The sequence below is a fragment of the Paenibacillus sp. FSL M7-0420 genome, from assembly GCF_038002345.1.
Taxonomy (GTDB): Bacteria; Bacillota; Bacilli; order Paenibacillales; family Paenibacillaceae; genus Paenibacillus_AQ.
Genome location: NZ_JBBOCJ010000001.1, coordinates 176,301 through 189,883, shown reverse-complemented (window position 1 = coordinate 189,883; position 13,583 = coordinate 176,301). Strand labels below are relative to the sequence as shown.

General features: G+C 47.2%; 12 protein-coding genes, 1 tRNA gene, 3 pseudogenes and 2 riboswitches. Of the genes and pseudogenes, 8 read left to right on the top strand and 8 right to left on the bottom strand.

Features of this window, described 5'->3' with window-relative positions; genetic code table 11:
• Positions 1-35: 35 nt before the first annotated feature.
• Positions 36-128, bottom strand: a riboswitch (cyclic di-GMP riboswitch).
• 757 nt (positions 129-885) lie between these two features.
• Positions 886-1,251, top strand: coding sequence for a hypothetical protein (locus MKX51_RS00840; RefSeq protein ID WP_340990862.1), 366 nt, complete (start codon positions 886-888; stop codon positions 1,249-1,251).
• Between the two features lie 363 nt (positions 1,252-1,614).
• Here the strand turns inward: MKX51_RS00840 and MKX51_RS00835 are convergent, their stop codons facing one another.
• Positions 1,615-2,037, bottom strand: a complete 423-nt coding sequence (locus tag MKX51_RS00835; RefSeq protein ID WP_340990861.1) for an ASCH domain-containing protein — start codon at positions 2,035-2,037, stop codon at positions 1,615-1,617.
• Between the two features lie 97 nt (positions 2,038-2,134).
• Here MKX51_RS00835 and MKX51_RS00830 point away from each other — a divergent pair, with 97 nt between their 5' ends.
• On the top strand, positions 2,135-2,887 hold the full coding sequence (locus MKX51_RS00830) for a YukJ family protein (protein WP_340990860.1): 753 nt from the start codon (positions 2,135-2,137) through the stop codon (positions 2,885-2,887).
• On the opposite strand, the gene MKX51_RS00825 is transcribed toward MKX51_RS00830, so the two are convergent.
• Positions 2,866-4,014 carry a hypothetical protein gene (locus tag MKX51_RS00825; RefSeq protein ID WP_340990859.1) on the bottom strand — a complete coding sequence of 383 codons (1,149 nt, stop codon included), beginning with the start codon at positions 4,012-4,014 and terminating at the stop codon, positions 2,866-2,868. The genes MKX51_RS00830 and MKX51_RS00825 overlap by 22 nt on opposite strands.
• A gap of 603 nt (positions 4,015-4,617) precedes the next feature.
• Here MKX51_RS00825 and MKX51_RS00820 point away from each other — a divergent pair.
• Positions 4,618-4,883: pseudogene (locus MKX51_RS00820) on the top strand (cupin domain-containing protein); the annotation flags it as partial.
• A gap of 219 nt (positions 4,884-5,102) precedes the next feature.
• On the opposite strand, the gene MKX51_RS00815 reads toward MKX51_RS00820, so the two are convergent.
• On the bottom strand, positions 5,103-5,585 hold the full coding sequence (locus tag MKX51_RS00815) for a hypothetical protein (protein ID WP_076085830.1): 483 nt from the start codon (positions 5,583-5,585) through the stop codon (positions 5,103-5,105).
• A 508-nt stretch (positions 5,586-6,093) separates the two neighbouring features.
• Entirely contained in the window at positions 6,094-6,249 is a 156-nt protein-coding gene (locus tag MKX51_RS00810; RefSeq protein WP_340990858.1) for a hypothetical protein, read from the bottom strand.
• Positions 6,250-6,831: 582 nt separating this feature from the next.
• On the opposite strand from MKX51_RS00810, the gene MKX51_RS00805 reads away from it, so the two are divergent.
• Positions 6,832-7,641 (top strand): hypothetical protein, encoded by an 810-nt coding sequence (locus MKX51_RS00805; RefSeq protein ID WP_076085836.1) that lies wholly within the window; start codon positions 6,832-6,834, stop codon positions 7,639-7,641.
• Between the two features lie 28 nt (positions 7,642-7,669).
• Here the strand turns inward: MKX51_RS00805 and MKX51_RS00800 are convergent.
• A pseudogene (locus tag MKX51_RS00800) lies at positions 7,670-7,851 on the bottom strand (IS3 family transposase); the annotation flags it as partial.
• On the opposite strand from MKX51_RS00800, the pseudogene MKX51_RS00795 reads away from it, so the two are divergent.
• Together MKX51_RS00795 and MKX51_RS00790 are read left to right on the top strand one after the other, a co-directional pair.
• Positions 7,850-8,363 (top strand): annotated as a pseudogene (locus MKX51_RS00795) (transposase); the annotation flags it as partial. The pseudogenes MKX51_RS00800 and MKX51_RS00795 sit on opposite strands and share 2 nt — an antisense overlap.
• A 125-nt stretch (positions 8,364-8,488) precedes the next feature.
• Complete coding sequence (locus MKX51_RS00790) at positions 8,489-8,782, top strand: tyrosine-type recombinase/integrase (protein WP_076085842.1); 294 nt, start codon at positions 8,489-8,491, stop codon at positions 8,780-8,782.
• Positions 8,783-8,876: 94 nt separating this feature from the next.
• On the opposite strand, the gene MKX51_RS00785 is transcribed toward MKX51_RS00790, so the two are convergent.
• From MKX51_RS00785 to MKX51_RS00775, 3 genes are all read right to left on the bottom strand, one after another.
• Positions 8,877-8,948 (bottom strand) — tRNA-Thr (locus MKX51_RS00785).
• A gap of 99 nt (positions 8,949-9,047) precedes the next feature.
• The gene (locus MKX51_RS00780) at positions 9,048-9,827 is read right to left on the bottom strand and encodes a sugar phosphate isomerase/epimerase family protein (protein WP_340990857.1); all 780 of its coding nucleotides are present in this window, start codon (positions 9,825-9,827) and stop codon (positions 9,048-9,050) included.
• 48 nt (positions 9,828-9,875) lie between these two features.
• The gene (locus tag MKX51_RS00775) at positions 9,876-10,184 is read right to left on the bottom strand and encodes an MTH1187 family thiamine-binding protein (RefSeq protein WP_340990856.1); all 309 of its coding nucleotides are present in this window, start codon (positions 10,182-10,184) and stop codon (positions 9,876-9,878) included.
• Positions 10,185-10,524: 340 nt separating this feature from the next.
• A riboswitch (cobalamin riboswitch) is annotated at positions 10,525-10,755 on the top strand.
• A 309-nt stretch (positions 10,756-11,064) separates the two neighbouring features.
• Between MKX51_RS00775 and MKX51_RS00770 the strand changes: the two genes are divergently transcribed.
• Together MKX51_RS00770 and nrdG are read left to right on the top strand one after the other, a co-directional pair.
• Entirely contained in the window at positions 11,065-13,050 is a 1,986-nt protein-coding gene (locus MKX51_RS00770; RefSeq protein WP_340990855.1) for an anaerobic ribonucleoside triphosphate reductase, read from the top strand.
• The gene (gene nrdG, locus MKX51_RS00765; RefSeq protein WP_340990854.1) at positions 13,047-13,580 is read left to right on the top strand and encodes an anaerobic ribonucleoside-triphosphate reductase activating protein; all 534 of its coding nucleotides are present in this window, start codon (positions 13,047-13,049) and stop codon (positions 13,578-13,580) included. The genes MKX51_RS00770 and nrdG overlap by 4 nt, the downstream gene beginning before the upstream one ends.
• Positions 13,581-13,583 lie beyond the last annotated feature (3 nt).

Below are 13,583 nucleotides of genomic sequence, written 5' to 3'. Positions count from 1 at the left end.
ATAACAACAAAAAGACCGCCAAGAAGGGTTAGCTTCACGGCGGCCGGACGACCCTAGTCTCAACTTTAGAGACAGTAGATTCCTGACTTTGCGTCCCGTTCTTTCGATCCGGTTTGCGTTTGTACATGATTTCGGTATGAAATTGGGAGTAACTTATGTAAATTCATCGTTGAGTCTATGACATTTGTTACTTTTGTACTAATTTCAGTTTATCCGCTCCCCCATCCTATTGTCAATCCATTCCCAGTATATTTTTTGAAATTATATTTTTCGATGGTTCCTCATTGATCCCTTGTACCATAAGGGTTCAGGGGCGAGTCTCTTTTTATTTATTGACGAAAAAAGTCGAGAAATCAGAAGATTGGCTGTAGCCGTTTGTCTCTCTTCCCTATAATAATATCAATTTATATTATTTAAATTTGATTCATTTGTCCTATTTTATAGCCCTCAGGCCCCTCGAACTCATTGTCTGCTCCTGTTCAATGCAATTTTACCTATTTACAGGCAGCTCAGCTCAGAAAAAAAGTGCCGCCCATAGGGACGACACCTGCTAATAGACTTCATATATTTTGAATAAAATGTCGCCTAGGCAGACCCGAACAGCTGAACCCAGCCAATCATCGATACCCAGAGCGGAACACTTAGAATGATCCCGAATACCAAACCACGGCGGAGACTTCCTTCATGACTCATTGCCATTCTCCTTTGAGCTGATTTATTTTTCAATCCTTAATCTTTAATATTTCAATTTTAATATAAAATAATTCATCTTATTTTTTTGTGAAATATATCACATTATTTGAGTTAATTTATAAAACCCATTGATTATTTTTTGAAGGATGAGTTACAATGCGAATATACGTTCTCTTCGAGGGGTTGAGAAGGATGCAAAGAGCAGAGAGCCAGGATAACCTGCTGGTCAAATCCTATATTTTGCTGCCGCTTATTTTATCCGCCTTCGAGCGCGATGCTTCTGCTATATCCTCAGAGCTGCGCACGCCTGCGCCTTATCTGGAGGTGATCCAGACGGCCGTCCATGCCGCTTCTGCTGATCTGCGGGAGGTCCGTGCCGGGATGCGCGCCCGTGGTCTGAAAGTCTATGAGCAGCAGCGGCTGGAGGCGGGTGTTGAAGCCAAATTCGTCTGCAGGGGTTATCACGAGCGGATGCTGCTGCTGGATGATGTGATTGCAGCCCAGGCCACTCTGCATATGCGCAGATACCTGGGTATGGAGAAGATGGAGCAGGGCTAACCAAAGAAGCCTGCCGCAAGCGGCAGACTTCTGCATGAAATGTTCACCCGGATGCGGTTACATTAACAACGTCCAATACCCGAGCGTGCCGCATATCACCACCACAGCTACCGGGTACAGGATTCTCCGGCTTACCTGATCCCTGAACGCAAGAAACAAACAAAGCATACAAAGCCATGCAATTAGAAGGCTTCCCATCTATTATGCATACGCTCCTTCCCGGCATTTCTGCCCCTCTCCAGCGGTAGACCGCCTCAGAGCACAACTATCCTTATATATAGGAAGATTTCCCGCCGAATATCCCAATTATACCAGCTGACAGCCAATCTGGAGCAATTTTTCTTCACATTGCCGTCAAGAAATTCACAATTCCTCTTCCAGCACAGGATATTCCCAGAAACCCAGACGTCCCTTAGCAGGGATGGGATGTACCAGCGGAACAACCTCCTCCAGCTTCCAGGCATACCTTCCTTCGGCATAATTGCCGAATACATATTCATTGCCGCCCGGCCAGCCTTGCTGCGCAAGCTCCGGCGTCACCTCACAGCAATCCGCAATGCGGCTGACTGCAATGATCTTGCCGGTTGGCAGGTTGTCCGCAGTGTAGCCGTAACGTGCCAGCAACGACTGATACGGCTCCGTCCGGCAGATCGCCTTATTCACCTGCATCCCGGCATGAATGGCTAACTCTCCCCGGTGGGCGGTCCGCCAGGTCCGGGTTTCGATTTGTTTTTCTCCCAGCGCAATTAATGTTGCCCACGGCTGGCGGATGGTCAGAATCTTCATAAAGTAGCTTGCCTCCTCTGATGAACACCTTTTTACTCAGAATTACTATGGCCTTCTACGGGAAAGAATAATAGCTAAGAAGGGGGACTGACGGACTATGGGTAACGGATTAGATCAAGGGTACGGGGTATTAAAATGCAAATTATCCAATGAGAATATCATATATAAGCTAGGTGTCAAAAATAATCATATCCAGGTACTGGTTGAGGTTGAAGGTGATATTCATAAAAAGTACAGGGTGGCTATCAATATCAGATCAAGCGCTAAAGCGGAACATTTACCGGAGGACACTGCAAATCAGGTGCTTTATTATGTGGGCGAAGATTTCAAAGCGGAAGAAACGGCCCGTTGGCTCACGCTTGAATCCGGCTTCACGAAGATCACCTGGCATAACCGGAGCCTTGCCCTAGATTATATCAGGGGAAACCTGGTGATTCCCAGTAAGATGGTGGCTCTGCCTAATACGAACCAGGATGACAAGGAAGACAATGATCCCCACAACAATCTGTATGATAAAATCACCTCTTATCTCAAGGAGGCACAGGAACAGGATGCAACCCTGTACGTATTCGGCGAGCCTTGGGGACCCGAAGAGGATAAATCCGATAAATACTTCGGCTTCTCCCCTGGGCAGGGCGTCCATAATATTCATATGAACCAAGGCAATGCGGGCGGGTACGCCAGAGAAAATGGCACATGGCAAGACGGCGGAGTCCTTATTCATTTCGAGAATGAACACAGATGGGTGGCTATCTTCCTGGCCTTCCAGTCCCAATCCTGGTGTACTAACGACCAGGGAGATGCCACCAAGCCGGTTAGTGAATGTAATCATACCAATGCTTTGTCATGAGCCAACACCAACGCATTAACCGCTGATACGGTATCCTTGGCATCCAGCTGTTCATCCAGCTTCAAATGAAGTTGTAAGGTAGCGACTGGTGAATGGTTAGCAGAAACGATGAGCTCAACCTCATGAGATGAGAGCACCTTCGCTTGCAGGATTTGCAGCCAGGGGATAAGATCCGGTAACGCTTTATCCTCCGAAGGACCGGTCTCCATGCCATCCACCCCAATAGGGGAATGCCCAGCGAAATACTCAATTCTGAGCACAGCATCAGAAGGGCGACTGTTCCTCTTCAAGGTCCTAGCCGCTTCGAGCTGATGACGGGAGGTTCGTTTACGACCGATAATTATATTCCACAAAACGATACACAGAGAGGGGATGAAGAAGCAGAGCACCGCCAACCAACCACTGGAGGTCTTAACATAGACGGTAAAAAAGAGGGCTGCGGATAGAATCGCAAGCAACCAGATGTAGATCTCCTGCCGCCATTTGGACTGGCGCTTCCCGGATGCTGGAGGAATGGACTGTGCTGGCTGAATATCAAGAGCTTGCTCCGGTTGAGCTGCCCTACGTTCTCTCCATGGCAAATGCTCCCCGTTCAGCATATAAACGTTATCGGCTGCTCCCTGCCAGACCTTCTCCTGCGAGGGATGCGGCGACTGCCAGAGAGTAACGTATTCTTGAATGTCTTTTAGATACAGGGCGGGATCGCCCGTGAATGAGAAATATTGCGAAAGCTCCAGATGAATAACGGCAGTAGAATAACGCTGTACATGGGTCGATAAGGTTACCAGCCACTCATGTACAGGAGTGGAAAGCGCCGGGAAATGGGCCAGCGTGCCGGGTAAGCTCAGGCGCAATTGCTCTGCAGCATCCGCCCATGGAATCTGCCATTGGAAGGCCCCTGCAAAATGTTCCCACTCAGGCAAATCCTCCACATCCGGTTGGTCCATATGGGGTTGAATCTTGCTCCAGGCTTGCATAAGCTGCCTGCTATAGCGCTGGAACTGGTCTTGGCTGACCAGACAAAACCATACTGGAGCGAGAAAATTATTCGTCTCGAAAGCTGTATTCTCATAATCAATCAAATCTGTATCGGCACTGGTAACACTCAGGAATGTCCGGTTTCCCATATAAGATCCTTGCCTCCTAGCATCCAACCCTATGCTCCCCACTTTACTTAACTAAAGGTTAGAAGAATGGTAGATGTTGATGCTTGCATAGAAAAAAGGCGCAGTTCCAAAAAACCGGAAACCCGCGCCACTATCGACTTTGTAAAGATGCTGGTGAAGGGAATTGAACCCCCGGCCTACGCATTACGAGTGCGACCCAGCATAGATTTATAAGGTTTTCCTGGGGTCTGTTGGGCAATAAATCGCGTGTTTTAAGCGTATAGTTACTTCTAAAGTATTGTTGATATTTGGATTGTTAGAAGATTGGTTAGAAGTTTTGTTAGAAGAAAAACCGCAACGTAACGCTACCTTAACACCACGTTCCCGCTGGAATAATACTAAGTATTGGGGCCAGCATATCACTTCTTCCTAAATCTCCTTGAACATGAGCGTCCTTGTGTTAACACGTTTATTATAAACGTCTTTAACCTTCCATTGAAACGAAGGAAGAATCTAATTGTAAATTCCTTATGCCTGCAGCCCATTTTTGCAGGTTTTGCACTCCTTTGTATAGGCAAATGCATCTGACTAAAGTACACACAAAATCGTAAGAGGAGAATGAGTATGTACCATAATTCATGCCACCAGTATCAATTGCATTACCCTATGCATAACAATTGGAATAACAACTATCAAACATATCAGCCTCAACATTATTATAATTGTTACCCCTATGGAAAAATAAACTTAAGAGATTATAGACAATGTCCACTTGTAGTGAATATTGACCAGGTAGCAAAGCAAAACCAAACTTACCGTACTACTTTATGGACAGGGAAACATTTCAAGTGACTTTGATGAGTATCAATGTTGGCGATGATATCGGTTTAGGTAGGGTAGCAGTTCTAACTGCAACTCCATGAAAATGCACCTCGCATAGTTGGTTTGATGGTTGTAGGGATACCTCCATTTTACCATTTAATGCAGCGGTACATTTTTGTTTCTTTTATGAAATTGATAGCTTTTTGAACAGGCTCTTAAACTATATGTAATTGTAATTCCACCATAAAACATCCCAATTAGAGAAAGAGTGATTCATATAATAACTTCTATGATTCTCCTACGAACTTGTTAACTTTTGATGCAAAAGAATCCCAGCTTGTATCATATCCTACACCATAATTCCACCCGTTAGAACGCAGCTTTTGACCTAAAAGGATGTAATCGGCTCGTTGCTTATCGTTTAGGCTAACATCAAAAGTAGTGTCACCAACCTTGAACTCATTCATGTAATCGTACAATTTCATAAGGATATCTTCTCTATCCTTATGTCGTTCCATTCCACTGTGCAAGATAATTGAATCGATGGCATCATCTAGTTTCTGTGTAACAAGAGTTTCATTTTTCCAATTATTATCTTGTTGATATTGTATAGTTTCTTCAAGTTGAGCTAGATCTCGTTGAATGTAAGCATTCAATAATTCATATTGCAAATCTTCATTTCTGCTGACACGTTTCTGATTCATAAATAATGCAGCATTCCCGAATAGAGAAACTACTAAAATTACTAAAATCCAGTCTTTTTTCTTCATACTTTCTCCAATCCCTCCTGAGATATTGTCCACTTCAATAATAAGCAATCAAACATCTATGGCTGATGCGGGATAAACTAATTGTTCCCTTGAATGTACAGTTTAACACACTACTGTGTTTCTATAGTTCTATTGTATTCGCCCGCTAACGCCTATACGCCCATAAAATCAACCAATACATAAATTTAATAACCATTCCCTCCATAGCATTATAAAGAATTAATAAGGGATTCATAAAATATCCATATTTTGTAACATTATTTTTAAGTGTAATTCAGCAGATCAGTTCATAATATCCTCTTTGTGATTATAAGATCAACCAGTTCTTTCTGATTGATCCCTTTTCATTAGCTTTAAGAATTAAGGTAGCCGGATCGAACCTTCCTGCCCGTAGGGGTTCATCCCGAGCACTATAATGTTCCCCACTACTACTTGTCATCACTAAGATTGAGGCTGGTTTGGAAATGTGTACAAAACCTAGCCCAATGTTTCAGCACAAGCACAAAATCTATAGTTCAGCATAATTACATCTTGAGAAACGTTCTATGCGTTCTCGATTTTCTGTGAGGATATCTTCGTACTTACCATTTAATTGACCAATGTTGGCAATCTCTTTCAGTTGATCAGTGTTAAGTTTTAGCAGATCCACTTGTTCCTCATTCATTAGATCCTCTGGTCTGTCAGGCTCTTTAATCTCGTTGTGTTGATTAGACAATTTAAGGGCAGGACCTCTCAGTTTCCTCTGCCTTACCTTCTAAGAGTTGGATTCTATCTCCGTGTTCTGTGTTTAACATTGTAAAAATAAATCAACGAAACTACTCAAATGATATTCGAACATGACTGATTTCCTTATAATGGCCAACTCCTAGTCTATTATTCATTTGCTGCAGCTTATAAGTATTCATAACACGAGCGAAAAACTCTCTCTAAAACTATTCCAGTAATCCGGATTAGTTTTTCTGCAAGCATAACCTGAATCTCCCTTTTTCCTTAAATGTTCTACACACACAGCAGCGCCCCTAATATTCGACATTTTTTTCTATTATTTGATCATTCATACCTATTTAAACATAGATTCCATTGGTTCATAATGGATATAATTCCAATTATATTGTTTAATCGGAAAATTTCAAGTTTAGGGCAGTTACTACTCACTCATTCTCGGATTGGTGGTGAATTGTTTGGTGCATATCTAAAAATCGTTCTTTCTAAAAGTTCAATAATATTAAGAAGAGGGGTTACATTAATGAAAAGGTTAATTTCATCATTTGTCGCTTTAGTTATCATAATTTCTAGCATGGGTTCTGTTGCACTTGCAGAAGAAATAGTAACTCCAGAAGTAGTGAAAGAAACCAGTAGTTTTACGAATAATGTTGTGGTCGGTGATTCAAAGGAAATAATTGGAAGTGTAACAGTGACTACAGATTCTACAGGTGTTACAAAAACGAATGGGACTGAAGTCACTGTCGACATCAATTATGACTATACTATCTTACCTGCTTATCAAGAAGAGTATGGTACAATGTATAACGATTCTACCGACCAAACTGTAGTTCTATTTGCAAATAATAACGAATTGTTTATTAACGGAGAAAAGAAAGATATAGACGCTGTCCAAAAAGGTTTATCCGCTCGCGCTGGGGATACAGGTGGTTTTGCAGCAGTTTGTCACTACTATTCTAACGATGCATGGACAAGTTATACTTTTAGAGCTTACGAATCTATGAACTATAACTGGGTTGGTGAGGGGAATGGTCACGGTGAACCTGAGGGGAATCATATTGCGAAATATGGAGTTACAAGTACAAACGGCTTTTTTAATAGAGCTAGACAAGATGTAGATAATTTTGGAAATGCTTATTCGAACTATAGAGCGTCTTACGCAACGGCTTTGGTTGGATTAACAGGAAGTTCATTGACTGCCCCATGGTTAGGCCCTCCTGGATTAGTTAGCCTTGGAATATTATCAGCCGTTACTGCTGGAGGAGTAATTGCCATGTTTAACACAGCTGTTACTGCGGAAGAGAATGCGTATGCATCTATAACACGTCTGTGATATGAGGTATGTGAAGGTGATTTCTGTATTATACAGGAGTCATCTTCTTTAAATTCCATTGATATCTGAAATTGTAGTAAAGCATGTAGCTCTTGATTTCCTTCCTCAATTTTTCCATTTTTTATAATTTATAAGACAGGCCTCGTCTTTAAATGCCCAAAGAATGATTCTTATCGGGCGTTATCCCACGTTACCTCGCCGTGAAAATGATCCTACAAATGACCAAATGAAAAACTACGAAACGGCTCGTAGCATCAAGGCCCAAGCGATTATTCCCATGAATCCGCAGAACGAAAAGGAACTCCCAACTATGCAAGCAAAGGGACACCTTGTGTTCAATGGGGGTTCTGATGACGTATTGGGGGACAGGAAAAGGACGTTTGAAGTTTCGTCGTCCACATGCTACCGGACAAGTGGATTGTCCTTTAGGTATGACGGCCTGTTAGTCGTCCAATTACGGAATGGTCGTTAAGGTCAGCAGCAGCAGAGACGATTTTCGCCGCTATGCGTTACCACACCGAGAAAGCCGAAATTGGAAAGAACTCTACAACAAGCGAACAATTGTAGAACGATGCAATTCTCGAATGAAGACCTATCTAACCGCAGACCAATTACATGTTTGGGGCATTCAGAAAGTCACAACTCATCAATATTTGAATGCTATTGTTTTGCTTGCTTCTGCGCTAGCTATATCGAGACGACAAGTCACAAACGCCGCTTAAATTTCAATCTTCCGAAAATTCTGCCCGTCTGTCCATTTTCATCTTGTTCTCAGCTTGAGATCTAACGGTATACCGGGTTGGTTGTCCAGACCAGCATTGGTACCCCGGTTGGTCCACGCCTCTTAATGCGTCATTATTATCGAATACTTGAGCAGATTACCAAGGAACACCCATCATTCCCAAACATTCGTTTCCATGATCTCAGGCATACTCACGCAACTCTGCTCTTGAAGGCCGGGGTTCATCCCAAGATCGTCCAGGAGAGACTGGGGCATTCCTCTATCAATGTTACCTTGGATACTTACTCTCATGTCCTGCCCAATCTGCAGGAAGCAGTGCTTCGAGGCATCGGTGACTCTATCTTAGGAACCCGCCATGAAGTAAAGGAAGAGGGTAAAATAACCACTTTAGTTGAGTAAAGGTTAGAAGAATGTTAGAAGTTCAGCTTTTCCCACAAAAAAACGCGCCCTCCCAAAACCTTGAGAAGCCGCGCCACTATTGAGTTCTTACAAATGCTGGTGAAGGGAATTGAACCCCCGGCCTACGCATTACGAGTGCGTTGCTCTACCCCTGAGCTACACCAGCGAACAGGCTTTGCTGTCCTGCCAAGCAAAAAATATTATAACTCTTCCAGCGGAAAACGCAACCCCTTTTTCCGCTGGTTGCTGTATCCTCAGCCGTGCATTAGCCGTGCATCAGTCCCAGCCCGCGGAAATAATCCAGCGCGAGCTTAGCGCTTGCTAGGGAGGATACCTCATAAGCCTCTTGTTCTACAATATAATAGAGAATTCCGCTCTGCTCCGCGATCTCGAAGACGCTCCGGAAATCGACCTCTCCCTTTCCGAGATCGGTCTCCTCATTGTCTGCTCCGAAGTCCTTAATGTGAACCAGCGGAACACGGCCGGCGTACCGTGACACATAATCAACGGGCCGGGCTCCACCCCTGTATACCCATCCCAGATCAAACTCAGCCAGCATATGCTCGGCAGGAATCTGCTCCAGCCAGATATCGATGACCGCCTTGCCGTCAACCTCTTTGAATTCATAATCATGGTTGTGGTAGCCGTACTGCATCCCCGCCGCCCGGACCATCGCGGAAGCCTTCTCCAGGAATGGAATGATTCTCGTTACATCCTCTATGGAAGGATTCGGCGGAAGCGGTGCCGACGGGGTGATTATATATTGCAGTCCGAGCTCTACCGCGTATTCAATCTCTTTGGCTAAGGCCTGTTCCATCTTATCCAGACTGCTGAAGTCCAGGCCTACATGCGCCGAGGGGGCCGCCAGGCCAAGTTCATCCAGCTTACGGCGCAGTTCCCCTGCAGATACACCGAAATAACCGGCGAATTCCACTGCCTGGTACCCCATCTCTGCCACCTTGGCCAGTGTGCCGAGGAAATCGCGCTCCGTCTGGTCGCGCAGTGTATACATTTGAATTCCGATCTGCTGTGCTGCTGTTGTCATGAAGAATCCGCTCCTTATCGTCATTTCTGATTGGATACTATATTCCCGCTACTTCCCCTGTAGCTTGCGCTCCACGGATTCCAGCTTGCTGCGGCTGGTCGAGGTCTTGTCGCGCCGGTCATCGATCTTGAGCGAGGTTGAGACTCTCTGCGCCCCGGCGGTGAACGGCGACTCATGCAGCGCTTCTACCGCAGCCAGAATCCGCGCTACCGGACCCTCAATAATCGTACCCATGGAAGTAAGCTCATAGGTAATGCCCTCCACCGTCTCCAACACGCGCTGCATCTCGGCCACATAGCTGCTGAGACTGGTGCTGCCTGTCCCAACCGGAATAACGGTCACTTCGCCAATTGCCATTGTGAACTGCCTCCTAATGATCTGATGTGCCTGCCTCTAACTTTTCCTCTTTATTGTAACGCTTCGCCAGGCTTGCTACAAATCACCTGCACCCTCTCTATTCTATTAATATCCGTCAAAATGATTACCAGGATTAGACGCACTCTATTTATGGATTCTTTGTGGCGTATTTTCGGAGATTTTATGAAACATTCACGGCAGATTCAGAGGAAAGTTGTGGATTACCTGTGGACTAACTGTGGATCAGCTGTGAGTAAAAGCGCCGAACCCGCTCCCCGTGCGGGATTGCAAAAAAACATTTACAAACACAATATATTGCGGTAGCTTTAATAGATAACAACAAAATATAGTAGAAACGGGTGTTTCACCTCTTGTAATAGAGGTGCGACTTAATAGGGAAGCGCGGTGCAAAACCGCTGCGGTCCCGCCACTGTAACCGGATGCTCCCAGGGTGCGATGCCCAGGGCCGCATTCTCCGGCTAATTGCCACTAAGGGGCGGAATAAGCCCCCCGGGAAGGCGCCGGAGGAGTTGCCGGAAGCCAGGAGACCTGCCTGTTTCGGTGGCACCGCTTAGACTCCTGCGAGGAACAGGGGAGGTGTCCGTATGCGGCCTGCAATAGCAGAGTTAGCCTTCCGTCATTCGGGTCAGAGGCTGCCGATACCTGAGGACGATCGGGGATTATTTTCAGGTATCGGCTCTGCGGAATATACAAGAACGGGCGTAAGCTATCGCCCTTGTGTCTGCTCGTATGTTCCACCCAGACCACAGGCAAATTTCCGTTTCCCGGATCTTTGCATCATGCATTCGGGCATTTCCGGCCTTCCCGGCCGGGGGTGCTTTTTTAACGCTTACAATACCCGAGAGGAGAGAGTTATATAATGACGCTGCTGGAGAAACGTTATAACGAAGGACAAGCTGCACAGGAGGATCTTTTGGAAGAGGTCATTCATCTGGGACGGGATATTATCGACAGCCGGGATCTGGATCTGCTGCGCGAGAATGCGAACCTGAACGGGGAGAGCTTCTCCGGCAAAATGAGCAAGTTCGGCAGTGAATACTCCAAATGGTATGCCCGCAACTTCACCATGCCGCCGCAGCTGGTACAGGCTACCCTGGATAATGTCGTCTATGTACATGACCTGGATCAATACGCCATCGGAACTACCAACTGCATCTTCATCCCGTTCGAACGGCTTCTCCGTGAAGGCTTCAACACCGGCAACGGCAGCGTACGGCCTCCCAACTCGATTATGACGGCGATGTCGCTGGTGGCGATTATTTTCCAGTCGCAGCAGAATGCGCAGTACGGCGGTGTGTCCGCCAACAAGCTGGATTATGATCTGGCCCCTTATGTGACCAAATCCTTCTCCAAGCTCTTCCGCAAAGGTCTGGAGTATTTCGAGGAGAACGCAGAGGGTTCGGAGCTTGGGGAGATTACGATGAGCCGCAGCGATCTGGCTGAGCAGTATCCGCGGGCCTTCCGTTTTGCCCTGAAGGAGACGCAGAGCGAGACCCTGCAGGCCGCAGAGAGTATGGTACATAACCTGAATACGATGTCCAGCCGCTCCGGCGGCCAGATTCCTTTTACCAGCATCAACTACGGCACCTGCACCTCCCCGGAGGGCCAGCTGGTGATCAGCTCGCTGCTGACGGCCACGATGAATGGACTGGGCAGCGGGGAGACGCCGGTGTTCCCGATTCAGATCTTCAAATGCAAGCAAGGCATTAACCAGCAACCGGGTGATCCTAACTACGAGCTGTTCCTGAAGGCAGCGGAGTGCTCGGCGCGCAGATTGTATCCGAACTTCGCCAATCTGGACGCTCCGCTGAACATGCAGTATTACGATCCGGCTGACCCGGATACCGAGTTCGCTACGATGGGCTGCCGGACCCGTGTGCTCGGCGACCGCTTCGGACGCAACCATTGCTCCGGCAAAGGCAACCTGTCCTTCAACACGCTCAACCTGGTGCGTCTTGGACTGGCCCACGGCACGATAACCGGCCGCCGCCTCGCTGCTGATGAAGAAGGGTTCTTCGACGACCTCAATCACTATATGGATATTGCGCTGGACGGCCTGCTGCACCGCTTCCGTATCCAGGCTTCCCAGAAGGCCAAAGCCTCCGATTTCATGATGCGTGAAGGCGTCTGGGAAGGCGGCGAGCAGCTTGCCCCTGATGACAGTGTAGGCGAACTGCTGAAGCACGGCAGCCTGTCACTGGGCTTCATCGGGATGGCGGAATGCATGAAGGCCATGTACGGCAAGCACCACGGCGAAGATATGGAGATTCACGCCAAGGCTGTAGCCATCGTCCGCCACATGCGTGAATATTGCGACCGCAAGAGCGAGGAGCTTAACCTCAACATCACCTTGTTCGCCACGCCGGCCGAGGGTCTTTCCGGCAAATTTACCAAGATCGACCGCAAGGTGCTAGGCTCTATCCCTGGGGTAACCGACCGTGAATATTATACGAACTCGTTCCACATTCCGGTCTACCATGAACTGAGCGCAGCCAAGAAGATCAGCCTGGAAGCCACGTTCCATGAATATTGCAACGCCGGAGCGATCTCCTATGTCGAACTGAACGGCAATGCCCGGAGCAACCCTGCAGCCTTCGTCAAAATCATCAAATACGCGCTGGAGCAGGACATCAGCTACTTCAGCATTAACCATCCGATTGACCGCTGCTCCGGCTGCGGCTATGAAGGGGTCATCGGTACGAATTGCCCGACCTGCAATGCCCATGAGGATACCACCCATATCCGCCGTCTGCGCCGGGTTACCGGGTATCTGACCGGTGACTATCAGACCCGCTTCAATGCGGCCAAGCAAGCCGAAGTCCGGGACCGTGTTAAGCATCTATGAACATCTGCGGATATTACCCGGAGTCGATCAATGAAGGGGAAGGCCTGCGGGCCGTCCTCTTCATCAGCGGCTGCCGCCACCGCTGCCCGGGCTGCTTCAACCCGAAGACCTGGAACTTTAACTTCGGGGAAGTCTTCACCCCGGAGCGGCGGCGGGAGATCATAGAAGAGATTGCAGGCAATCCGCTGCTGGACGGCTTGACGCTGGCGGGCGGGGACCCTTTTTTCTCGGCTGAGGAGGCTGCAGACTTCATTCACGAGCTGCGCGCCGAGCTGCCGGACTTCCCAATCTGGATCTATACCGGTTATACGTACGAGGAGCTTACGGCTTCCCCCGGTTCAGCGGAATGGAACCTGCTGGCCTTGTGCCAGGTCGTGATCGACGGACGGTTCGTCGAAGCGCTCAAAGACCTTACCCTCTCTTACCGGGGAAGCAGCAACCAGCGGATCATTGATATTCCTGCGAGTCTGGCGGGAGATAGGGTTGTTCTGTGGGAGCCGGAGCTGAGCTTTCAAGGGGTACAAAAATAACAA

What these genes read in the sequence shown, in the direction of transcription:
- MKX51_RS00840 (WP_340990862.1), top strand. Translation starts at nt 886, where the DNA reads ATGCAAAGAGCAGAGAGCCAGGATAACCTGCTGGTCAAATCCTATATT.
- MKX51_RS00835 (WP_340990861.1), bottom strand. Translation starts at nt 2,037, where the DNA reads ATGAAGATTCTGACCATCCGCCAGCCGTGGGCAACATTAATTGCGCTG.
- MKX51_RS00830 (WP_340990860.1), top strand. Translation starts at nt 2,135, where the DNA reads ATGGGTAACGGATTAGATCAAGGGTACGGGGTATTAAAATGCAAATTA.
- MKX51_RS00825 (WP_340990859.1), bottom strand. Translation starts at nt 4,014, where the DNA reads ATGGGAAACCGGACATTCCTGAGTGTTACCAGTGCCGATACAGATTTG.
- MKX51_RS00815 (WP_076085830.1), bottom strand. Translation starts at nt 5,585, where the DNA reads ATGAAGAAAAAAGACTGGATTTTAGTAATTTTAGTAGTTTCTCTATTC.
- MKX51_RS00810 (WP_340990858.1), bottom strand. Translation starts at nt 6,249, where the DNA reads ATGAATGAGGAACAAGTGGATCTGCTAAAACTTAACACTGATCAACTG.
- MKX51_RS00805 (WP_076085836.1), top strand. Translation starts at nt 6,832, where the DNA reads ATGAAAAGGTTAATTTCATCATTTGTCGCTTTAGTTATCATAATTTCT.
- MKX51_RS00790 (WP_076085842.1), top strand. Translation starts at nt 8,489, where the DNA reads ATGCGTCATTATTATCGAATACTTGAGCAGATTACCAAGGAACACCCA.
- MKX51_RS00780 (WP_340990857.1), bottom strand. Translation starts at nt 9,827, where the DNA reads ATGACAACAGCAGCACAGCAGATCGGAATTCAAATGTATACACTGCGC.
- MKX51_RS00775 (WP_340990856.1), bottom strand. Translation starts at nt 10,184, where the DNA reads ATGGCAATTGGCGAAGTGACCGTTATTCCGGTTGGGACAGGCAGCACC.
- MKX51_RS00770 (WP_340990855.1), top strand. Translation starts at nt 11,065, where the DNA reads ATGACGCTGCTGGAGAAACGTTATAACGAAGGACAAGCTGCACAGGAG.
- nrdG (WP_340990854.1), top strand. Translation starts at nt 13,047, where the DNA reads ATGAACATCTGCGGATATTACCCGGAGTCGATCAATGAAGGGGAAGGC.